We start from the raw sequence: 21,527 nt of genomic DNA, 5'->3' as shown, positions 1-21,527 counted from the left end.
GAGGATATTCCTCGCCCAGCCTCCGGCGGTGACTCCCTGTCGCCGGAGGCCCTTTGGAAAACGGATTTCAAGAGCCGGTCATGATTGACACGCGAAAAGCAGCACAGATGGACGACGTGGACATCCACGATCGCGCCTTCGTCGCCGATCCGTTCGGCGCTTTCGAGCGCCTGCGCCGCGAATGCCCGGTCGCGCATTCGAGCAAGCATGGCGGCTTCTGGCTGCTCACCCGCTATGACGACGTGCGCTCCGCCGCGCTCGACTGGCGCGGCTTCACATCGAGCGTCGTCGGTGTCACCGCGATACCTGTCATCACGCCGCGCACGCAGCCGCAACTGCCGATCGAGATCGATCCGCCGCAGCACTCGCGCTACCGTGCGCTGGTCAATCCCGTCTTCGCTCCCGCACGCGTCGTGGCTATCACTCCCCGTATCGAAGCCTTTATCCGGGACAGGCTGGAGGCGATGTCGGCCAAGGGCAGCGTCGACGCCGTCGCGGAATTTTGTGTCCCCGTCGCGATTACCGCGCTGGCGGCCTTCACCGACATTCCGCTGGCCGATTCGGAGCGCTGGGTGGAGTGGATTACCCGCATGTTCGACGTCACCGATCCGGAGCGAGGTGCTGCGGCGAGCAGGGAACTCGTGGCCTATGTCGACGTCCTCATCGCCGAGCGCCGCTTGCGGCCGCAAGACGATTTCATCAGTACCCTGATCACGGCCGAAATCGACGGCGAACGGCTCGACGACATCCAGATCCGTTCGTTCCTGACCGTGGTCTTCGGCGCCGGGTTTGAGACCACTGCCGACGCGCTGTCCCTGATGCTGCAGTGGATCGCCGACCACCCTGACGCGTTGACGCAGCTCGCCGACCCCGAATCGATCCCGCTGGCGGTCGAGGAATTCCTGCGACACTCCTCGCCGATCCAGATTTTCGGTCGCAACGCGACCAAAGATATGTGTCTGCATGGCCGCGACATCGCGGTCGGTGACATCGTTGCGCTCGGCTTCGGCGCGGCCAATCACGACCCGGCCGTGTTCGACGCTCCCGAGGAGATGCACCTCGACCGCCAGCCGAACCGGCATCTGACTTTCGGCGCGGGGCCGCATCTTTGCGCCGGCGCCGCGGTAGCGCGCATGGAGATGGGTGCGACGCTGCGCATGCTGGTCGAAACCGGGGTAAGCCTCGCGCCCGATCCCGACGAGGCGCCACGCCTCAAGACACGCGGCGACCGCCACGGCCTCGCGAGCCTGCCTTTGCTTGTTGAAAAGAAGACGAAACAACCATGACCACCGCGCCCGCCACCCGCATACGCTTCCACGGCGTCGCCGCCTTCGAGATCATCACCAGTTCGGGCATGCGCATCCTGTGCGATCCGTTCCTCGACCAGAACCCGGGTGCGCTCACCAAGTCGGGCGATTTCGACAAGGTCGATCTCGTGGTGGTCAGCCACGCGGCCTTCGACCATCTCGGCGACACCGACAAGATCGCCACCAAATACGGCTGCCCGGTCGTCTGCGGCGGTGAGGTCAAGGCCTGGCTGATGGATCGCGGCATTCCGGCCAATCAGATCCGCGCCACAACCTGGGGCATCCGCGTCAAGGTCGCCGGCATCGAGATCCAGCCGCTCGAATGCCATCACTGGTCGCAGATCAGGCTGAAGGACGGCAGCTTCATCTCCGGCGTGCCGATGGCCTTCATCGTCTATGCCGACGGCCTGCGCTTCTACCATTATGGCGACACCGCGATCTTCACCGATCTCAAGCTGCAGGGCGAGCTCTACAAGCCGAATGTCGGCTGCATCGGCATCGCCAACCCGCAGGAGATCCTGCACCTCAATCCCATGCCGGGTGAGATGCTGACCGGCGAGATGAGCCCCTATGAAGGCGTGCTCGCGACGCAGTGGCTCGGCCTCGAGACCGTGCTGCCCTGCCACTACATCACGCTCGACGGCGACAGCGACGTCGCCGAATACATGAAGCACCATCGCGAAGCGAAGACGCGTGGAAGCAAAATCGCCGACCCCTATCTCTTGAAATCTGGCGAGTGGATCGAGTTCGACGCGGCCGGCAAGGTGCTCCGCCCCGCAAAGGCTGCGGCCTGATGCGCGCCGCGATCTTCGATGCGCCGCAGGCCATCCGTATGGCCGATGTCGCCAAGCCAACCCCCGGACCCGGCGAAGTGCTGGTCAAGGTGAAGGCCGCCGGACTCTGCGCCGGCGACCTCTATATCTACACCGGCAAGAACCCCTATGTGAGCTATCCGCGCATCGGCTGCCACGAGATCGCAGGCGTGGTCGAGGCCTACGGTCCCGGTGCTGCCGGACCCGCCGTCGGCACGCGCGTCGTCGTCGATCCCTTCATCGGCTGCGGCAAGTGCTACCCGTGCCGCATCGGCAAGCGCAATTGCTGCGCCAACCTCACCATCATCGGCGTCCACCGCGAAGGCGGTTTTGCCGACTACGTTGCCGCCCCGGCATCCAACCTCAACGTGGTGCCCGACAGCCTCACCGACTTCGAGGCGGCCTTCGCCGAGCCGGTCGCCATCGGCGTGCAAGGCTGCCGCCGCGGCGAGGTCACCGCCGAGGACACCGTTTTCGTTCTCGGCGCCGGCCCGATCGGGCTTGCCGTTGTCGAGGTGGCCCGCGCGCGCGGCGCCAAAGTCTACGCGACCGACCTCTCGGCCGAACGCCTCTCCACCGCGGCCGATCTCGGCGCGACTCCCATCGCCGGCGGCGCCGGCCTCATCGAGCGCGTGCTGGAACTGACCAATGGCGAGGGCATGCCGGTCGTCGTCGAAGCCACAGGCGCTATCGCCGCCATGGAGCAGACGATGGACCTCGTCGCCGCAGGTGGGCGCATCGTCATCCTCGGCCTCGTCAAGAAGGGGCAAGGCATCACGCTGCCCGGCCTCGACTTCACCCGCAAGGAGGTGACGATCTACGGATCGCGCGCCTCGGTCGACTGTTTCCCCGAGGCGCTCGACCTGCTTGCCTCGGGAAAAATCCACTATCCGAAGATCGCCAGTTCCTTCGCGCTCGGCGAAGCGCCGGCGATCTTCGCAAAACTCGCAGACAATCCGATGGCCCTGCACAAGGCCGTCTTCATACCGGAGGCAGCCTAATGGATCAGTCAAGCTGCATTTTTGAAGTTTGGGGTGAATGGGGTTCTGGTTTGGAGGATAGCCCAGACGACGTTCACGCGCCGACGAGCCAGTGCGATGACGGCTTGGTTGTGGCGTTTCCTTTCGGCGCGCTTTCGTTGGTAGAAGGCACAGCTTTCGGGGTCTGCGAGGGCATTGAAGGCGGACTGGAAGAAGACGCGCTTGAGGTTCTTGTCGCCGCTTGTGGAGCGTCGGATGGCGCGGGACTTTCCGGACTGGCGCAAGACAGGATTGAGGCCTGCGGCGGCGGCGAGAGCGTCTGCGGATCGGAAGCGGCGTCCGGTGCCGACGCATGCGATGTCTGCCGTCAGCACGGCCCCCATCCCCGGCAGGCTGCGGATGAGGGCTGCGTCAGGGTCGCGCTGCGCCCTGGCGGCGAGCGCTTCGGCGGCGAGGTCCTTGACCAGTCTGGCACGGGTGGCGGCGCCGGGAACATCGATGGTCTGGGCCTTTGCCAGCGCGATGGCGTCGCGGGCCATGAGTTCGACGCCGCGCATGTGAGGAGCCGCCTTTGCGATCTGGCGGACGATGCGGTCGGACTTGGCGCTGCGCAGCTCGTGTGGCGCGGCGAACAGGCTCAGGAAGACGAGGCCGGTCTTGGTCTTGACGTCGATGCGTCGCTCCAGCGCCGGGAAGAGCGAGGAGAGCAGGTCACGCAGCCGGGAAAGACGGCGGGTCTGGTCGACGACGACCTCGCGCCTGCGGCCGACCAGCAGGCGGATGTCGACATCGATCTCAGTTTCGACCTCGACAGGGCGCAGATCGGTGCGGGTGCGGGCGAGATCGGCGATGGTGGCCGCATCCCTGGGGTCAGACTTGTTCTCGCCGCCGCGCATGCCCTGCCGGGCGCGGTTGACCGCAAGGCCGGGCGTGTGGACGACCCGCAAGCCGGCCTCGGCCAGCATCGCGCACAACAGCGTCGCCGAGCCGCCGAGCAGATCGAGCGCGACCGTCGTGGCGTCGGCCTCCAGTATCGAAAGTTCGCCAACCAGCGCCTCGATGCCTTCCGGATCGTTGGCGACAGCATGGCTGAAGACAGGCCTGGCGTCGCCGTCGATCACACAGGCCCAGTGAGTATCCTTGGCGGCATCCACGCCGACATAAAGCTTCACGATCTCCTCCCTGATGTGTCCTCCGTTCGGCAACCCTCCCACGCCGTCCTCGCCCTACACAGCGATGATCCGCAGAGCCTAATCAGCGGTCGGGGCGGGCGTCGGGACCGGGTGGTTCTGCCTCCGGAGCCATCAAGGGCGGCCAGCATGATAGCCATCCCCGGTCCCCTGCCTTCAACCATGATCGGTCAATTAGACCGTCACGAAAAGGCAGGCGTCGAAACGCATCTCATTGGTAGGGCCGCATGAAACTCGTCACATTCTCGCACCGCTCGGGCGGAAATTTTCACGCCGGCGTGCTGGAGGGCGATCAGGTCGCCTGCCTCACGGAAGCCGGCATAACCAACAGTGTGCTGGAGGTCATCGACGGCGGCAAATCTGCGCTGGACAAGGTGCGCGCCGGTCTCGCCAAGGCGCCGCGCTATTCGCTGTCGGACGTCAAGCTCGAAGCGCCGATCCGGCCGGGAAAAGTTCTCTGCTCGGGCATCAACTACAAAGGCCATGCGCTGGAGAATCCCAACGCCAAGATGCCCACCGAACCCTTCTTCTTCGCCAAGCTGCCGAGCTCCGTCGTCGGCCCCGAGACACCGGTCGAGAAAACCGACCGCACCAGCCAGATGGACTACGAGGTCGAGTTCTCCGCCGTCATCGGCAAGCGCCTGTTCAAGGCAAAGGAGGCCGACGTGATGCCGGCGATCTTCGGCTACACGCTGCTCAACGACATCTCGGCGCGCGATGTGCAGTTCAAGGACAACCAGATCACCATCGGCAAGAACCTCGCCGGCTACGCGCCGATCGGGCCCTGCATCGTTACATCGGATGAGCTGACCCGGCCGGACAATGTGGCGCTGAAAACCCGCCTCAACGGCCGCACGCTGCAGGACGGCAGCACGTCCGACTGGCTGTTTCCGCTGCCTCAGCTCATCTCCTTCCTCTCCGGCTTCATGCCGCTGGAACCCGGCGATATCGTCACCACCGGCACGCCGGCCGGCGTCGGCGTCTTCCAGAACCCGCAAATCTTCATGAAGGCCGGCGACGTGGTCGAGATCGAGGCGGCCGGCATTGGCATCCTCAGAACGCCGATCGTCGCCGGCTGATCTTATGGGCACGACCATCCGCATTGGCGTCATCGGCTGCGGCTTCTACGCGCAGAACCATCTCAACGCCTGGCGCGACCTCGCCCCGTTTGGCGCCGCGCTCACCGCGGTCTGCGATGTCGATCCGGCCAAGGCGAAAGCCGCCGGCGAAACGTTCGGCGTGCCCTGGTACACCGACGTGAAGGCAATGCTCGCCACGGAAAAGCTCGACGCGGTCGACATCGTGACGCGCCAGGACACGCATCGCGCGATCGCCGAGACCACAATCGCGCATGGCGTCTCGACCATTGTCCAGAAACCCTTCGCGCCGACCTGGGAGGACGCCACGGCCATCGTCGACGCGGCAAGAAAGGCCGGCGTCTGGCTCGCCGTGCACGAGAATTTTCGCTTCCAGGCGCCGCTGCGCGCCGTGCGCAAGGTGATCGACTCGGGCGCCATCGGCGAGCCGAGTTGGGCGCGCATCACCTTTCGCACCGGCTTCGACGTCTACAAGACCCAGCCCTATTTCCTCGACGAGGAGAAGCTCGTCATCGCCGATGTCGGCGTCCATGTGCTCGACGTGTCACGCTTCCTGCTCGGCGATGTCTCGCGCATCTCCTGCGAGATCCAGCGCCGCAATCCCAGGGTCAAGGCCGAGGACGATACCGCCACCATGCTGCTCCGCCACGAGAGCGGTGCCGTCAGCGTGGTCGAAGCCACCTACGAGGCGCGCCGCGCCGACGACTGGTTCCCCGAAACGCTTTTGGAGATCGAGGGTCCGCGCGGCTCGATCATCGTGACGGCCGGCTGCAAAATGAAGCTGACCAGCGACGGCAAGGCCACGACAAGCGACATCGGCGCGCCGCTGCTTTCCTGGACCTCGCATCCCTGGCATGTCAGCCAGGAAGGCGCGATGGGCGCCTGCCGCCATTTCCTCGACTGCCTGCAGCGCGGCGTGCCCGCCGAGACGCGCGGCGAGGACAATTTGAAGACCTACGCGCTGGTCGACGCCGCCTACAAGGCGGCGGCGGAACACCGCGCGGTCGCGCCCGTTCGGTGGAGCTAGTTCGGTGGAGCTGACGATGCGTTGCCCTGGAGGCGCTCGGTGACGACGTTGCAGCAGCCATCAATGGAACGCGAAAATTCGGCAGCGAACGGCTACGCCATCACCGTCACCTTCGAGCTGGAGGACGGCGCCGCCGAAAAATTCCACCGCCTCGTCGCCGAGAACGCACGCCAGTCGGTTGCGCTCGAACCCGGCTGCATTCGCTTCGACGTGCTATTTCCGGTGGCTCACACACACGAGGTTTTCCTGTACGAGATCTATACCGACCAGGCCGCTTTCGACGTCCATCTCGCCTCCGCCCATTTCAAGAGCTTTGACGAGCAGACCCGCACGCTGGTACGGAAGAAGACGGTAAACGCCTTCACCGTCGACCAGAACGCCAAGGCCTGAGATGAGCAGCGCCGGCACTGTCGGTCCGTTGGAACTGTTCGGCACGGAGGAACCGCCTGCCGAGCGCCACCGCCTCGTCGCGGGACCGTTGTCGGCGATGCTCGAGGACGGCAATCTGCGCGACATACGCTTCGGCGGTGTCGAAATCGTGCGCGCCATCAACTATCTCGCCCGAGACGCATCCTGGGGCACGTTCAAGCCTGCCCTCTCCAATTTGCGCATCGCGCAAGGCGAGACCAGCTTCGCCGTCGACTATGACGGGCTCTGCGGCGAGCCGGGAGCGGGTTTTTCCTACACAATGCGCATCCGCGGCGAGCCGTCCGGCCGGCTTGCAATGGAGGCGGACGGCGTCGCCCTTGCCGATTTTCTCACCAACCGTACCGGTTTCGTCATCCTGCATGCGGCGGAAGCCGCTGGCGCGCGCATGAGCCTCATTCACAGCGACGGCACACGCGAAGAAACCTTCTTCCCGCTGCGCATCAGCGCCGACCAGCCCGCCTTCGACATAACAGCGATCACTCACGAGGCCGCGCCGGGGGTCACCTGCACCGTAGAGATGGAGGGCGACGCCTTCGAGATGGAAGACCAGCGCAACTGGGCCGACGCCTCGTTCAAGACCTATGTGCGTCCGCTCTCCAAGCCGCGCCCCTATGTCATCGCCAAGGGTGCTTCCGATCGCCAGCGCATCGTCGTCAGCGTCGAAGGCCAGCCTTCGTCGCGCGGTTCCTTGGATCAAGATTGTTCCAGCCTCACGCTCGGCGCGCCGGTCGGACGCATGCCCGCCATCGCGTTGTGCGTCGACGACTCCGGCATCGGTACGTTGTCGCCTGACGACGCCCCGCAAATCCTGGTCGCGCGGCTCGATCCGGAGAAAGCTGGCGCCGCCACCGAACTGTCGCGCATCGCCGCCTTCGCTAAGCAAGGCCGCGCCTCCGTCGCCGTTGAACTCGTGCTTCCGGCCAAAAATCCGGAAGCTGAAGCCGCCGAGGCTCTACGCCTGATGAAATCCGCCGGCCTGAAACCCACAGCCCTGCTTGTCTCGCCGCGCTGCGAGTTCAAGACGCGGCCGAGCAATACGCTTCCCGACGGCGAAGCGCCGATCGACGAACTGGTCGCAGCGCTCAAACATGCGGGCTTTGCGGGAAAGATCGGCGCGGGCACGCCGTCGTATTTCACTGAGTTCAACCGCAATCCGCCCGGCAAAGCTGGCGATTTCGTCTTCTTCAGCGTCGCCGCAATTGTCCATGCGGCGGACGACACTTCGGTCGCCGAGACGCTCTCGGTCTATCCGACGCTGGTCGAGAGCGCTCGCGCGCTCTGTCCCGGAAAACCCGTCTGGCTGGGGCCGTGCACGATCGGCGTCAGGCACAATCCGTATGGTTCCGCCACCCAACCCAATCCGTCGAACGGCCGCGTGCCGTCCGCCACCATTGACCCGCGCCAGTCCGCGCTCTTCGCCGCCGCTTATGCGGTCGCGGCTGCCGCACATGCATCGGCGTCGGGCGTCGAGGCGGTCATCCTCGGCTCGCCTGTCGGACCGTTCGGCATCATGAACGGGGACGGCTCGCCTCGTCCCATCAAAGCCATCGTCGCAGAGCTTACCTCCGCCGCCGGTTCGCAAGGTCATGCACTTGCCATTGGCATACCCGGAATCTACGGCGTCGCCTACGGTTCCGATCAAAGCCTTCGTGCGCTCGTCGCCAACCTGACCAGCGAGGCGATCTCCTCCCTCCCGATCGGACTAGGCAAGGCCCGGCTGCTCCAGTCCCACGCGGCATGGTCAGCAACCGAAAAGACCGGTCGGCTCGACCTGCCGCCTTACAGGACTGCCCTGCTCTCCGCCTGAAACTCGGCCGCTACTGGATCAGGCCAAACTGCTTCGGCAGCCAGAGCGTGATCTCGGGAATGAAGGTGATCGCGATCAACGCCATGAAGAGCGGCACCAGCCAGGGAAGGATCGCCATGGTCGTGCGCTCGATTGAGAGCTTCGCCACCCGCGACAGCACGAACAGCACCATGCCGAGCGGCGGGTGCAGGAGGCCGATCATCAGGTTCAAGACCATGATCACGCCAAAATGCACGGGATCGATTCCGAGCCGCTGTGCGATCGGCAGCAGGATCGGCACTAGGATGGTGATCGCCGCGGTCGTGTCGAGGAAGCAGCCAATGAATAGCACCAGCAGGTTGACCAGGACCAGCAATATCCACGGATTGTCGGTGACGGTTAGGATCGCATCTGACAACAGTTGCGCGGCCTGACTCACCGAAAGTAGCCAGGCGAAGATCGACGCAGCCGTTACGATGAACAGCACCGAGGCAGTCGTCTCGATCGTGTCGAAGCTTGCCTTGACGAGGTTGCGCAACGTCATCGAGCGATAGCGCACGAGGCCAAGGAACAGCGACCACACCACTGCGCCGATAGCGGCCTCGGTCGGCGTGAACCAGCCCATGGTCATGCCGCCGATCAGGATCACCGGCGTCATCAGCGCCATCACGGCTGAAAAGTCGAAATACCAGTCGAGCGCAATCAGCGCCACGAGCGCGATGCCCACCGCGAGGTTGAGCGACAGTCCCACGAGCACCAGGAAATAGACGAGTACCGGGAAGCCTATGACCACCAGAATCTCGATGCCCGCGGCGCCGAGTTTTGCCAGGCTGAATGGCGTATCGGAACCCCATCCCTTCAGATGAGCGAAGACCGCGACGGTGATCATCATCAAAAGCGTCATCACCAAGCCCGGCAGGATGCCGGCCATGAACAGCGCGCCGATCGAGACGTTGGCCATCGTGCCGTAGATGACGAAGGGCAGCGAGGGCGGGAAGATCGGCCCAAGCGTCGCGGACGCTGCGGTGACGCCGACCGTCGCCTCGACCGGATAGCCGTGGTCCTTCATCGCCTTGATCTCGATCGTGCCGATGCCGGCCGCATCGGCGATCGCTGTGCCCGACATGCCTGAGAAGATCACCGAGCCGACGATGTTGACCTGCGCCAGCCCGCCCTTCATCCAGCCGGCGACGGCCAGCGCGAACGTATAGATGCGGCCGGTGACGCCGGCGATATTCATCAGGTTGCCGGCGAAGATGAAGAAGGGCACTGCGAGCAGCGGGAAGCTCTCGACGCCATTCAGCATGCGCTGCGCCACGATGATGTCGGGCGCCAGCCCGTAGACAGCAAGGTAGAGCAGCGAGGAGCCCGCCATCGACACCGCAACCGGCACGCCGATGAGCATGAGGGCGAGAAAGGAACCGATCAGAACGAGCATGTCATTCTCCGAGGCCGTCGAAAGCTTCTGGACTTTCGAGCACCGTGTAGCCGCGCCTGACGTCGGCGACGAAAACCTGGATCGACCTTAAAAGCATCAGGAAAAAGGCTGCAAACAGCGTGTAGAAGAGGAAAGAGCGGGGCACGTCTATCGAGATCATGCGCTGGTCCGCGACAATGTCGACGAAGCGCCAGATGAGAAGTGACATGTAGGCGAAGAAGCCTATGACGAGGACATCGACTGCAAGCGCGAGGACGCGGCCGGCTACCTTGGGAAGGAAGTGGTAGAGCACGTCGACATGGATATGGCGCGAGGTCCGCACGCACATCGCCGCGCCCATGAAAACCACGATCATCAGGAGGTTGGTGGCGACCTCCTCGGTCCACGACAGGCTGTTGTTCAGCGCGTAGCGGGTAAAGAACTGCAGGAACACCGACCCGGCCATCATCCAGAAGACGGCGAGCGTCAGCCAGTCCTCGAAGGCGTACCGCGACAGGTCCGCCGGCGGCGCTGCATCCTCCTCGAAGGCCTGCGCCATCTCCTCGACGGACGAGGCCGGATGGTTCACTTGCATGAATATCCTCCCGATTGACGGTACGCGGTCCACATCTCGGCTAATCCTCTCCAGCCGAAATCCCCTTCTCGCTTCGCGCGCTACCGGGGAGCGCCTCAAAACGACAGACCTTTCATACCATCATGCTTGACAACAGTTGTGCTATTTGCGCACTATCCTATAAGATCAGTCTTCCCGCAAGGCGCGCTTCGATGAAAGCAGCCGCCGTCGGGGAGGAAAAGCAGGTTGCCATCGGAACAATCAACAGCGGTCGCCCTGCGGGCTTGGACATTGTCCCCGTCCTCTCATTTTTCATTCCGTATTCTAGCCCCCCGCTGTCCATGAAAAGCCAGGCTACAATCCTCGACGAGATGTTCTCGCTAAAGGGCAAGGTCGCGCTGGTGACGGGTGCGGCCGGCGGCGTCGGCCAAACCTTCGCCACAGGGCTCGCGCGCGCCGGTGCGACGATGGCGCTCTGCGACATACAGCATGACGCGCTCAACCCTGTTATCGCAACCATCGAGAACAGCGGCGGTTCGGCTGAAGGCTTCTTCGTCGATCTCGCCTCGCAGGCGTCGATCCTATCGTTGCGCGACCAACTCGCATCGTCCTTCGGTCGCGTCGACATTCTCGTCACTGCGCCGCCATCAACAAGCGCCAGCCGATCCTCGACGTCGATGAAAGCACCTACGAGCGCATCATGGCCGTCAATCTGCGCGGTCTCTATCAATTGTCGCAGGCCATCGTCCCGATGATGCCGGCAAGCGGCGGCAAGATCGTCAACATCGGCTCGATCAATTCCGAGATCGGCCTCGCGCACGTTTCCGTCTACGGTGCGACCAAGGGCGCGGTGAAGCAGCTCACTAAAGTGATGGCCGTCGAGTGGGCGAGCCGCAATATCCAAGTCAACTGCATCATCCCCGGCTTCATGCGCACGCCGCTTTCGGCGGCTGTCTGGGCCGACGAGAAGAAGCGACGCTGGATGTCCGAGCGCATCGCCCTGCAGCGTCCAGGCGAGCCGGAAGAACTGCTCGGCATGGCGATCTATCTGTCGTCCAAGGCATCGAGCTACGTAACCGGTCAGGCGATCATCATCGACGGCGGCGTGACTGCCGGCGGCGCCGGCTGGGCCTGATCGGAAGCGGACATGGATCTCGGACTGAAGGACAAAAGGGTCGTCATCACAGGCTCCAGCCGCGGCATCGGCTATGCCATCGCGAAAGCTTTCCTCGACGAGGGCGCGCGTGTGCTCCTGAATGGCGTCGACACTGCGCGGCTCGCGCAGGCCGAGAAAAATCTGCAGACGCCCGACATGCGCATTGCGTCTTTCTACACCAATATCGCCAGCGTCGAGGGTACGAGACGCCTGTTCGCCGAGGTCGACCGCTTGTGGGGCAGGCTCGATGTCTGCGTCAACAACGCCGCAATCCACGAAGCCAGCGATTTCACCGTGCTTGACGAGGATCGGTGGGACGACACCGTCAACATGAACCTGAAGAGCGTCTATCTCTGTGCGCAAGCGGCCTTCGAACGCATGAGCAGGCAGGACGCCGGCGGCGTCATCCTCAATGCCGCGTCTTTCGCATCTGTCATTCCCGCCTATCCCTTATGGATTCTACAGCGCGACCAAAGCCGCGGTCGTCAACATGACGCGCAGCATGGCGGCAGAATTTGCGCCGTGGAGCATCCGCGTCAACGCTTATGTGCCGGGTTTCATCGCCACCGCCATGAATGCCGAAACCATCGCCAAGAGCGGCGCGCTGGCAATGTCGCAGATCGCGCTCAACCGCCCCGGAACGGTCGAGGAGGTGGCGGCGCCGGTCGTATTCCTGGCGTCGGCCAAGGCCGGCTACATCAGCGGCGCCGCACTCGAGATCAGCGGCGGCAAGTTTTCCGTCCAGCATCCGAAAGGCAACTGGGACCGGGCCGAGCGCCTCGCCGCCGAGAAGAGTTCACCACAGACTTGAACTGAACCGGAAAGGCGGCAAGAGGCCGCTCGTTACAGGGAGGAAGTACACATGAAGAATCTAGTGATTGCAGGAATGGTGTTGGTGCTGGGACCGATGCTCTATTTCAGCGCTGCGCATGCGCAAGACACCAAGACCATGCGCATCGGTCTGGCGACGGCAGCGACGCACATCCAGAACACCGGGTCGGAAGCGTTCAAGAAATTCATCGAGGAAAAGACCAACGGCGCGATCAAGGTCGAGATCTATCCGGGCGCCCAACTGGGCGACAACAAGGCGATGCTCGATTCGGTCAAGATCGGCGCCGTCGACGGCATCTTCCCGAGCCCGGCCGACCTCGGCAATATCGACAAGAACTTCAACATCATGAACTTCCCTTTCCTGTTCTCCAGCCAGGAAACGGCAAACCGCGTGACGGACGGCCAGTGGGGTGACAAGCTGCTCGCGCGGCTCGACAATTATGGCTACAAGGGGCTCGCCATCGTCGACAGCGGGTTCCGCCAGACGACAAACAGCAAGCATGCCATCAAGTCGCTCGACGATTTCAAGGGCTTGAAGATCCGCATGCAGCCAAACCCCCTGCACCTAGACATTTTCCGCGCGCTCGGCGCCAATCCCGCGCCGCTGTCCTTCGCCGAGTTGTTCTCGGCGTTGCAGCAGGGCGTCATGGACGGACAGGAGAACCCGCTCAACAACATTTACGCCAGCAAGCTGCACGAGGTGCAGAAATTCGTTACGCTCGACGGCCACATCTACGACACCAACATCTTCCTCGTCGGCAAGACCTTCTATGAAGGCCTGACGCCCGAGCAGCAGCAGCTTTTCCAGGAAGGCGCCGACGTGATAGTCCAGACGATGCGCCAGGCGCTCAAGGAACGGGACGCCGCAGCACTCGAAGGAATGAAGGCGGCCGGCCTCGAAATCACCGAAGTGTCGCCGGAATTCCACGATGCGCTCGTCCAGGCGACCAGGCCGGTGGTGGAAAAGTACTTGCCGACCGTTGATGCCGCCCTGTATGCCGAACTGCTGGAGGCGGCAACGAACTGACTCGCCAAGACAAGGCTGACAAGTTTAGCCAGTCTTCGGCTTAACCAAGGCGCGGCGTCCCGCTACTCCTGCTGGGCGGCGCCTGAGACAATGAAATGACATCCAAACCCATATCGAACAGCCAGGCCGCGCTCGCAGCTCTTGCCGAACACGCGCGGCGGATCCGGGTCAATGCGGTCAGGATGGCTGCCGTGCAGGGGCAGGGCTACATCGCTCAGGCGCTCGGCCTCGCCGACGTGCTGTCGGTGCTCTATTTCCGCGCCATGAACTACCGGCCCGACGACTCGAAATGGGAAGGCCGCGATCGCCTGCTGCTCTCCATGGCAACCTCGGTCTGCTGAGCGGCGAACGAACGAGCCCGCAAGCGTCGTCCGATCAGTGCCTTGTACCGCCCGATGGCGGTTTCGACCAGAGCCCGCTTACCATAGCCGGTAACAGCCTGCCATCGCAGCCGACCGTCGCTTGCGATCGCGATAATGCTTGTCGCGTTGACCAGGCGGTCCGGTATCACCGCTTTCCACTGCCGTCGACCGAGGTGGAATGACGACGTTCGCGGTGCTGCTATGCTGCAGGATCATCTGATAGGTTGGCTTGCCATCATAGGCCCCGTCGGCTGTGAACTGGTCAATCTCGCCGGCGATCTGATCGAGCAACGGCTCCACCTGGGAAGGACCATCCGTGTCCTGATTCGTCAGATTATAGGCAATGATCTCGCTATTATTGGCATCCACTGCCAGATGGAGCTTGCGCCAGTGACGGCGTGATCTGGCACCATGTTTCTCCTCCAGCCATTGCCCGGCGCCGTATATTTTCAATCCCGTGCTGTCGACCAGCACGTGCAGCGGGCGTCCGGCAGAGGCTGGTTTCGTCTGGCTGATGGCTCCCACTTCAGCGCCCGACGGCTCAGCGTCGTATGATCGGGGATAGGCACATTCAGCCCCATGAGACCCAGCAGCGAGTGTAGCAATCCCACGGTCTGGCGCAGCCGCATTCCAAAAACAGTTCCAAGCGTCAGGGTCGTCTCGATAGCAAGATCGGAATACCGGGCTTGGCCTCCCCGGGTCTTGCGTCGGGGAGCGTGCCACCCGGCCAGGCTTCCGGCGTGACCCATAATGTCAGGCTGCCACGTAGGCGAAGACCTGCCTCGTGCCGGGTATTGGGCCGATGACAGCGATGGCCGTCGAGGCTTTTGCGCCCGACATGAACACCTTCCGGGGCGGTCGTGATTTTGCAGCTTGGCTCGGACTTGTGCCCCGACAGTTCTCATCTGGCGGCAAGGAAAGGCTCGGTCGAGTGTCGAAGGCGGGGCAGGCCGACATCCGCAGGCTGCTAATCATTGGCGCGATGGCGCGTGTGAACTGGGCCAGCCGAAAACCTCCGGTGCAGGGATCGTGGCTGGCCCGGATGCTGGCGAAGAAGCCGCGAATGCTGGTCGCAATCGCTCTGGCGAACAAGATGGCCCGGAAAATCTGGGCCATGCTGACGAAGCAGGAAGATTATCGAGATCCGGCACTGGCCATGGCGGCGTGAGTTTGACGCTGCTCATCGGAGGCCATCGCCGGTAAGGGGGTGTGAGAAGTCGATGACCTGAATGGGCGCATGATCGAACCGATCAGGACAGGGAAAACCAGCCGTCGCCTTTGAGTATTGAAGCTCGGAGTTAAGATTTGGACCCGATCCGCAGATCACCATACCGGCCAGCCGCTTTTGGAAGTGCCGCAAACCAAGGCCTGACAGAAGACCGCACTCGATCACACGTTCAAAAGGTCAGAAACCTGTTGCATAACGGGAGGCAACCACAGAAGGCGACGGTACCGCAGCTAATACCTCACGGATTTTGACTCTCTCCCTTCAGCCCGTAGGTGATGAATTTCATATAGGTGTCGGTGACCCAGCCGGGGATTGGCCTGATGCCGTCCTTGTCCTTGGCGTAGCGCAGCGCCAGATAGGATCGCGCCGCCAGCAGCATGTACACGATCACCTCCAACTCGCGTTCCTCGTAGCCGGGATATTCGCCACGCGCCCAATCTCGGTGCAGATTGGCGAGGTAGCCAGCGACGACAAGCTGGAAATGCGCTTCATGCCCTTTCGGCGCCAGCTGTTCGGCCTCGTTCAGGATGCGCAGGAAGTCGGGATTCTGCACGATGAAGTCGAAGAAGGCCATGAAGCCTTTTCGCTCCCGTTCCGAAACGTCGGTGACGCCGCGCGTGCGCTCCTTGATGAAGGCCAGCATCTCGGCGCCAAGCTTGGGCAGCAACTGGTCGAACAGATCCTGCCGGCTCTCGAAATAGCTGTAGAACGTGCCTTGCGCGACGCCGGCACGCTCGGTGATGCGCGAAATGCTGGCATCGACATAACCGTGTTCGCCGACGATTTCGGATGCCGCATGCAGGAGCGCGTTGAACTTTGCCTCCGCATTCTCCTCTCGCTTGGGCTTATGGCTGCGCGCCCGTCTCACCACCACTGGCTGTCCCTTTTCGGTTTCAGTCATTTCCCCTGGGCTCGTCGGTTCGCTGCTCTGGCCGGGAGAATCTTAGCAGATTCCGTTGATTCGCGACGACATCCGCCGTTATGGCTCACGCAGGGCGTGGACAGAGTCCAAAGGCCGTAAGAACCTGTTCTACGCCTTTGCCCGGCAGGCCGAAGGCGAAGTCCTCGATCAGATCGTAGGCCTTCGCCGGCACGTCCTGCTCCACGCCGATGCGGCGCACCAGCTGCGAGACGGTGGAGCGATCGTAGTTGAAATTTTCCGTCGTCATGACCTGCTCGATATCGATCCGCTTGCCGTCGGCAAGCTCGGCCTCGATGGTGCAGCAGAGCCGCGCCACGCCTTGGTCGGGCACAAGCTCGACATTAGACATCAGCGCGTTGACCGTTTCGTCATCATAGGTCGTCATCATCTTCAGCGTCGGCTCGCCGCGCACCAGGGTCAGCGCGATGCAGAAGGGAATGCTCATCAGCGTGCCGGAGACGGTGTGGAACGGGCCGCTCGAATCCATGCCGGCATAGCCCGTCTCCAGGGGGTTCATCCGCACCTTAATCCTTGAGAACTCGCGTTGACCGACCTTCTGTTTCAGCGCAAGGGCCGCAATGACAGGCGTCTGGTTGAAGGCGCAGACAGGGTAGGGCTTGAACGTCACGCGCCGGATTGCCCAGTGCCGGCCAAGCCTGCCGGCGAGGTCCTCGACGTCACAATCCGCTCCGGCGAAGGCACGGGCGAAGCCGAAGCGGCCCTCGAGCGAGTGAGGCGCCGAAACCGCGCCATTGGCGGCGAGCAGCGTGGCGGTCAATCCAGTCTGGCCGGCGACGCCGACCTGGTAGCGCCATTCGTCGGTGCCTTCTGAGAAACTCTGCAGGATGCCGCCGGTGAAGGAGGCGGCATAGTCGATCGCGGCTGCCGTCTTTGCGGCGTCTAGCCCCATCGATCTGGCGGAGGCCGCGGCAGCGGCGATGGTGCCGTAGAGCGGCGACGACCGCAGGCCGCGCGGCGTGGTGACAGGCGAAAAGGCCTTTTCGAGCAGGCCGCCGGCTTCATAACCGGCAACGAGCGCCGGGATGAGACGCTCCGTTGGCAGTTTCTTGGCTTCAAGCAGGGCCGTCAGCAACGGAATCATGATGGCGCCGAGATGGGCAGCGCCACAGGTGTCTTCCTGGGCCCGGCCGTGGAACAAAGCGGAGTTGGCGACAGCGGCAGCGTTGACGGCGACCTTGCGGCCGTCGCCCAGCAGCGTCGCGCCGTCCGGGCGCTCGCCGTCGAAGCCCAGCGCAGCGTGACGAGCCACGCCAGCATAGGGCGTCGAATGGCAACCCAGCCCGATGCCATAACCATTGAGCAGGCAGACACGCGCTTTCTCCGTGACCTCGGCCGGCAGGGTTTCCAGGGACAGGCCGGCGACGAAGGCGCCGATGCGCTGCGACAGTGTCGCGATTTCCTTGGTCATGACTTGGCCTCGCTTTCGATGCCGCCGGCAAGCTCGTCGCGCAGCACGCGTTTCAGCACCTTTCCGGAAGGGTTCCTGGGCAGCGCGTCGCGGAAGAAGATGCGGCTTGGCACCTTAAAGCCGGCCAGGGCCGCGCGGCAGCGGGATTGAACCTCTTCCACCGAAAGAACCTGCCCGGCCCGCGCCACGATGATCGCCGCCGGTCGCTCGCCCCATTTCGGGTCCGGCAGGCCGATGACCGCACAATCGGCCACTTCGCTCATCTGGTAGATCACTCGCTCGATCTCGGAGGAGGCGATGTTCTCGCCGCCCGAAATGATCATGTCCTTCTTGCGGTCGGTGATGAAAAGAAAGCCGTCCTCGTCGAGGTAGCCGACATCGCCGCTGCGGAACCAATCACTGTAGAAACTCTGCTCGGTCTTCTTCGGATCGCGCCAATAGCCTTTCGTCACCTTCGGTCCACGCAGGCATATCTCGCCTTCCGTTCGCGTAGGCAGCAGTTCGCCTTCGTCGTCTCGGATGGTGATCTCGACATGGGCGAGCGCGCGGCCCGTCGAGCCGATCTTCTCGATCTCCTTGCCCGCCTCCATCAGCGTGTCGCCGGAACAGGTTTCGGTGAGGCCGTAGCCATCGATGAAGCGTGCAGCCCTGAATAGCCGGGTGAAGTCGCGGATGCGGTTTTCCGGCGTCTTCTCGCCTCCGGCAATGCACCATTTGAACGAGGAAAGATCGTACCGTTCCGCCCCTTCCAGGGCCAGCATGCGGCCCACCATCATCGGCGCGAACCAGGCGCAGGTGACACGCTCGGCCTCGATCAACGCCAGCGTCTCGGTCTCGTCGAACTGGCGTTGCACGACCAGCGTCCCGCCCACCCACAATATGGCGATGCCAGGCAGGTCGAAGGCGCCGACATGGTAGAGCGGCCCAACCGCCAGCAGCCTGTCGGCTTCGCTCATTCCCAGCGCAATGACATGGTCCATGCATTTCCAGTAGAAATTCTCGTAGCTGTGCATCACGCCTTTCGGCCGGTCGGTGGTGCCCGACGTGTACATCAGCCGAAACAGGTCTTCCGGCTTGCGCGGATGCGAACCCGGTGCGGGTAGGCCGGGTGCGGCGAGCCGGCTGGAATCAGATTGTGCCGCGACATCGAGCAAGACGACGTTGTCGATGCCGGCCACCGTGGTGGCGAATTCCTCGTCGGCCAGCAGCAGCTTGGCGCCGGCATGGGCAACGATGTAGCTGCACTCTTCGCCAGACAGGCGGAAGTTCACCGGCAGGAACACGGCGCCGAGATGACTGGTGGCGAAAGCGATCTCGACGAAGGCGGCGCTGTTCTTCATGAACACCGCCACGATGTCGTCCGCGCCAATGACCTTGGATGCGAGGAAGGCTGCCGCGCGCACGATCCTGCGGTCCAGTTCGCCATAGCTGACAGGAGCGCCGGCATAGACAAGCGCCGGCTTGTCCGCCTGCCGCAGAGCGTGGAAATAAATGAACGAGCTCAGATTGACCACATGTTCCTCCCAGAAGGCGGCCGTGCTGTTTTAGGCTAGTAGGAGCGCATCATGCCGAGCTGATGCACCGCAATATAGTTGAGGATCATCTCCTCCGAGACCGGCGCGAAGCGAAAGAGGCGACAGTCGCGCCACAGCCGCTCGACATGGAATTCCGTTGCATAGCCCATGCCGCCCATCGTCTGCATGGCGCGCTCCGTGGCCGCCGAACAGGCTTGCGCCGCGATCAGCTTGGCGATGTTCGACTGCGTGCCGAACGGCTTGCCCTGGTCGAACAGGGTGGCCGCTTGCCGGTTCATCAGCCGCGCGCATTCCATCTCGGCATAGGCCTGCGCCAGCGGAAACTGCAGGCCCTGATAGGATGATATCGGCTTGCCCCTAAACACCTTCCGCTCGCGTGCATAGTCGGTCGCCAACTTGATCGCGAGGTCCACGGTGCCGACAAGGCCGGCCGTGGTCGCGATGCGCTCGGCGTTGAGGATGTCGAGAAGCTCCGGCCAGCCGTTGTGCAGCGTGCCGATCAGCTCGTCGCCTTCGATGCGCACATCCTCGAAGAACACGGTGGAGGAGGCGAGCGTGTTGGTGCCGAGCTTATCGATCCTGGCATGACTGATGCCGACGCGGCCGGTGTCGATGAGGAAGATGGAGATGCCGTCGCTGCGGCGCGCGGCCTCGCTATATTTCATGGTGCGCGCCACCACCAGCATCTTGCCGCTTTCAGGCACGTTGGTGATCCAGATCTTCTGCCCGTTGAGCCGGAAGCCATTGCCGTCCGGCGCGGCGTAGGCGCGCATCTCCAGCGTGTTGGAGCCGGCATCCGGCTCGGTCAACGCCATGCAGAACTGCAGCTCGCCTGAAATCAGCTTTGGCAACAATTCGGTCCTCATCCGCTCCGAGCCGTATTTGACGATGGCCACGCCGCCGAAGATCGGGTTGCACATGAAGAGTTGCCCAACGGTCGAGCCGGCGCCGGTGGCGGAAAGCGTCTCGATGATCAGCGCCATATCGAGCATGCCGCGCCCGGAACCGCCACAGGCCTCCGGCAGCGCCACGCCGCACAGGCCCGCCTCGCAGATCGCCTTCCAGGCCTCTGTCGGGAATTCCTTGCTTTTGTCCTTGTCGCGCCAGTAGTCCAGGCCGAACTTGGCGCCCACCTTGCCGGCGGTTTCCACGATCATGCTCTGGTCTTCGGTGAGTTCAACGGTCATCGTGTTTCCTGGATCATGTTTGGCGCAAAAGCCGCATCGGGGTTTCGAGATAGGCTTTCAGGCTGGACAGGAAGGCGAGCCCCTCGACGCCGGTGTGGACGCGATGGTCGGCCGACAGCACGATGCCCAATTCGCGCCGCAGCTCAGGTCTGCCGTCGCCATCCGGCCGGAACAGGCTGCGCACGCTGCCTACACCGAGAATGGCCGACTGGCCGGGATTGATGATCGAGGTCACCCAGGTCACGTCATGCATGCCGGCATTGGAGACGGCGAGCGCGCCACCTTCCATGTCGGCGGCGGAGAGGCGGCCGGAGCGGGCGCGCTCCACTAGCGCCCGCGCGTCAGCCGCAATCGCGTCGAAGGGGCGCGAGCCGGCATTGCGGATCACCGGCACCAGCAGCCCACGTTCGGTTTCGATCGCCATCGACACGTCCGTATCGGCGAAGGCGACCAAGTCGCCATCCGCCCAGACCCGGTTGATGTTCGGATTGTCGCGCAGCGCCCGACCGGTGGCGGCGAGCACGAAATGATTGAGCGTCAGGCGCGCCGCCTCCGTGTCGGCGTTGAGCGTTTGCCGCAGCGCAAGAAGTGCTGTGACCTCGATTTCGGTGGACAGGTAGAAATGCGGCACGCCCTGCTTCACCTCGACCAGCCGCCGCGCCATCGCCGCCTGTGTGGCGGACGGTTTTGAGCGCGTGATGCCCGCTACGGTGGCCGGCATCGACGCTGGCCGGGCGCTTAGTGCCTGCTCGACGTCGATGGCTTTGATGCGGCCGCGCGGTCCGCTGCCGGCGAGGCCCGCGAGGTCGACGGAATTTGTCTTGGCGATGCGCCGTGCCAGCGGCGTCGCAACGATGCGCTCCGAGTTCCGGCTTTGTTGGCTGGGCAGATCAGCTGCCTTGATAAGGCCCGGCGCCACCGCCGACTTCGCAATCGGTGCCTCGGCTGTAGCTGGCATTGCCTGGCGCGATGTGGTGCCGGCTTCGCCTGCGCCGGCCAACCGTCCGACCACTGCGCCCACCGGGACCGTTTCACCGTCGGCCACCAGCTGCGCTTCCAGAATGCCGTCGGCCTCGGCCTCGACCTCGGTGGCGATCTTGTCTGTCTCGACGACATAGAGCAGTTGGCCCTTGGCCACTGCGTCGCCCGGCCGTGCCTTCCATTCCAGCAGCACGCCTTCCGTCATCGTCAGGCCGAGCTTTGGCATCAGCAGGTCGGTGGCCATGCCGCG

General features: G+C 63.5%; 19 protein-coding genes and 3 pseudogenes. 13 read left to right on the top strand and 9 right to left on the bottom strand.

The window, feature by feature from the left end; all coding sequences use genetic code 11:
• The first annotated feature begins 80 nt into the window (after window positions 1-80).
• Genes ABLE71_RS22805 through ABLE71_RS22795 form a run of 3 tightly spaced genes read left to right on the top strand, consistent with a single transcriptional unit; the run spans window position 81 to window position 3,120 of the window.
• Window positions 81-1,286, top strand: a complete 1,206-nt coding sequence (locus ABLE71_RS22805) for a cytochrome P450 (protein WP_348785775.1) — start codon at window positions 81-83, stop codon at window positions 1,284-1,286.
• The gene (locus ABLE71_RS22800) at window positions 1,283-2,101 is read left to right on the top strand and encodes an MBL fold metallo-hydrolase (protein WP_348785774.1); all 819 of its coding nucleotides are present in this window, start codon (window positions 1,283-1,285) and stop codon (window positions 2,099-2,101) included. Before ABLE71_RS22805 ends, ABLE71_RS22800 begins: the two co-directional genes overlap by 4 nt.
• On the top strand, window positions 2,101-3,120 hold the full coding sequence (locus tag ABLE71_RS22795; RefSeq protein WP_348785773.1) for a zinc-binding alcohol dehydrogenase family protein: 1,020 nt from the start codon (window positions 2,101-2,103) through the stop codon (window positions 3,118-3,120). The genes ABLE71_RS22800 and ABLE71_RS22795 overlap by 1 nt, the downstream gene beginning before the upstream one ends.
• Before the next feature lie 8 nt (window positions 3,121-3,128).
• On the opposite strand, the gene ABLE71_RS22790 is transcribed toward ABLE71_RS22795, so the two are convergent.
• Entirely contained in the window at window positions 3,129-4,271 is a 1,143-nt protein-coding gene (locus ABLE71_RS22790; RefSeq protein ID WP_348785772.1) for an IS110 family transposase, read from the bottom strand.
• A 245-nt stretch (window positions 4,272-4,516) separates the two neighbouring features.
• On the opposite strand from ABLE71_RS22790, the gene ABLE71_RS22785 reads away from it, so the two are divergent.
• The 4 genes from ABLE71_RS22785 (at window position 4,517) to ABLE71_RS22770 (ending at window position 8,649) form a co-directional block, all read left to right on the top strand.
• On the top strand, window positions 4,517-5,368 hold the full coding sequence (locus ABLE71_RS22785; protein WP_348785771.1) for a fumarylacetoacetate hydrolase family protein: 852 nt from the start codon (window positions 4,517-4,519) through the stop codon (window positions 5,366-5,368).
• 4 nt (window positions 5,369-5,372) lie between these two features.
• On the top strand, window positions 5,373-6,413 hold the full coding sequence (locus ABLE71_RS22780; protein ID WP_348785770.1) for a Gfo/Idh/MocA family oxidoreductase: 1,041 nt from the start codon (window positions 5,373-5,375) through the stop codon (window positions 6,411-6,413).
• A 63-nt stretch (window positions 6,414-6,476) separates the two neighbouring features.
• A complete protein-coding gene (locus tag ABLE71_RS22775; protein WP_348785769.1) occupies window positions 6,477-6,803 on the top strand; it encodes a putative quinol monooxygenase in 327 nt (108 codons plus the stop codon).
• Between the two features lies 1 nt (window position 6,804).
• Window positions 6,805-8,649: a hypothetical protein gene (locus ABLE71_RS22770; protein WP_348785768.1), complete on the top strand. Its 1,845-nt coding sequence runs from the start codon at window positions 6,805-6,807 to the stop codon at window positions 8,647-8,649.
• A gap of 10 nt (window positions 8,650-8,659) precedes the next feature.
• Here the strand turns inward: ABLE71_RS22770 and ABLE71_RS22765 are convergent, their stop codons facing one another.
• Together ABLE71_RS22765 and ABLE71_RS22760 are read right to left on the bottom strand one after the other, a co-directional pair.
• The gene (locus ABLE71_RS22765; protein WP_348785767.1) at window positions 8,660-10,066 is read right to left on the bottom strand and encodes a TRAP transporter large permease; all 1,407 of its coding nucleotides are present in this window, start codon (window positions 10,064-10,066) and stop codon (window positions 8,660-8,662) included.
• Window position 10,067: 1 nt separating this feature from the next.
• Window positions 10,068-10,640, bottom strand: coding sequence for a TRAP transporter small permease (locus ABLE71_RS22760; RefSeq protein ID WP_348785766.1), 573 nt, complete (start codon window positions 10,638-10,640; stop codon window positions 10,068-10,070).
• A gap of 320 nt (window positions 10,641-10,960) precedes the next feature.
• Here ABLE71_RS22760 and ABLE71_RS22755 point away from each other — a divergent pair, with 320 nt between their 5' ends.
• The 5 genes and pseudogenes from ABLE71_RS22755 to ABLE71_RS22735 all read left to right on the top strand — a co-directional run.
• A complete protein-coding gene (locus ABLE71_RS22755) occupies window positions 10,961-11,374 on the top strand; it encodes an SDR family NAD(P)-dependent oxidoreductase (protein ID WP_348785765.1) in 414 nt (137 codons plus the stop codon).
• Window positions 11,266-11,754 (top strand): SDR family oxidoreductase, encoded by a 489-nt coding sequence (locus tag ABLE71_RS22750; protein ID WP_348785851.1) that lies wholly within the window; start codon window positions 11,266-11,268, stop codon window positions 11,752-11,754. The genes ABLE71_RS22755 and ABLE71_RS22750 overlap by 109 nt, the downstream gene beginning before the upstream one ends.
• Window positions 11,755-11,766: 12 nt before the next feature.
• Entirely contained in the window at window positions 11,767-12,591 is an 825-nt protein-coding gene (locus tag ABLE71_RS22745) for an SDR family NAD(P)-dependent oxidoreductase (protein WP_348785764.1), read from the top strand.
• Window positions 12,592-12,637: 46 nt separating this feature from the next.
• Window positions 12,638-13,633, top strand: a complete 996-nt coding sequence (locus ABLE71_RS22740; protein WP_348785763.1) for a TRAP transporter substrate-binding protein — start codon at window positions 12,638-12,640, stop codon at window positions 13,631-13,633.
• Window positions 13,634-13,728: 95 nt separating this feature from the next.
• Window positions 13,729-13,956: pseudogene (locus ABLE71_RS22735) on the top strand (transketolase); the annotation flags it as partial.
• On the opposite strand, the pseudogene ABLE71_RS22730 reads toward ABLE71_RS22735, so the two are convergent.
• A pseudogene (locus ABLE71_RS22730) lies at window positions 13,953-14,752 on the bottom strand (IS5 family transposase); the annotation flags it as partial. The pseudogenes ABLE71_RS22735 and ABLE71_RS22730 sit on opposite strands and share 4 nt — an antisense overlap.
• Window positions 14,753-14,779: 27 nt before the next feature.
• Between ABLE71_RS22730 and ABLE71_RS22725 the strand changes: the two are divergent.
• Window positions 14,780-15,163, top strand: a pseudogene (locus tag ABLE71_RS22725) (transposase); the annotation flags it as partial.
• Window positions 15,164-15,461: 298 nt separating this feature from the next.
• On the opposite strand, the gene ABLE71_RS22720 reads toward ABLE71_RS22725, so the two are convergent.
• The 5 genes from ABLE71_RS22720 to ABLE71_RS22700 form a co-directional block, all read right to left on the bottom strand.
• Window positions 15,462-16,124, bottom strand: coding sequence for a TetR/AcrR family transcriptional regulator (locus ABLE71_RS22720; RefSeq protein WP_348785762.1), 663 nt, complete (start codon window positions 16,122-16,124; stop codon window positions 15,462-15,464).
• Between the two features lie 85 nt (window positions 16,125-16,209).
• Window positions 16,210-17,574 carry an MmgE/PrpD family protein gene (locus ABLE71_RS22715; protein ID WP_348785761.1) on the bottom strand — a complete coding sequence of 455 codons (1,365 nt, stop codon included), beginning with the start codon at window positions 17,572-17,574 and terminating at the stop codon, window positions 16,210-16,212.
• The gene (locus tag ABLE71_RS22710) at window positions 17,571-19,088 is read right to left on the bottom strand and encodes an AMP-binding protein (RefSeq protein WP_348785760.1); all 1,518 of its coding nucleotides are present in this window, start codon (window positions 19,086-19,088) and stop codon (window positions 17,571-17,573) included. Before ABLE71_RS22710 ends, ABLE71_RS22715 begins: the two co-directional genes overlap by 4 nt.
• Window positions 19,089-19,123: 35 nt before the next feature.
• Window positions 19,124-20,296: an acyl-CoA dehydrogenase family protein gene (locus tag ABLE71_RS22705; RefSeq protein ID WP_348785759.1), complete on the bottom strand. Its 1,173-nt coding sequence runs from the start codon at window positions 20,294-20,296 to the stop codon at window positions 19,124-19,126.
• A gap of 13 nt (window positions 20,297-20,309) precedes the next feature.
• The gene (locus ABLE71_RS22700) at window positions 20,310-21,521 is read right to left on the bottom strand and encodes a dihydrolipoamide acetyltransferase family protein (protein ID WP_348785758.1); all 1,212 of its coding nucleotides are present in this window, start codon (window positions 21,519-21,521) and stop codon (window positions 20,310-20,312) included.
• Window positions 21,522-21,527 lie beyond the last annotated feature (6 nt).

Source organism: Mesorhizobium sp. KR9-304 (assembly GCF_040049215.1).
GTDB lineage: Bacteria > Pseudomonadota > Alphaproteobacteria > Rhizobiales > Rhizobiaceae > Mesorhizobium_K.
Note: the sequence above shows the minus strand (reverse complement) of the source record. Positions and strands in the feature narration are given on the sequence as shown.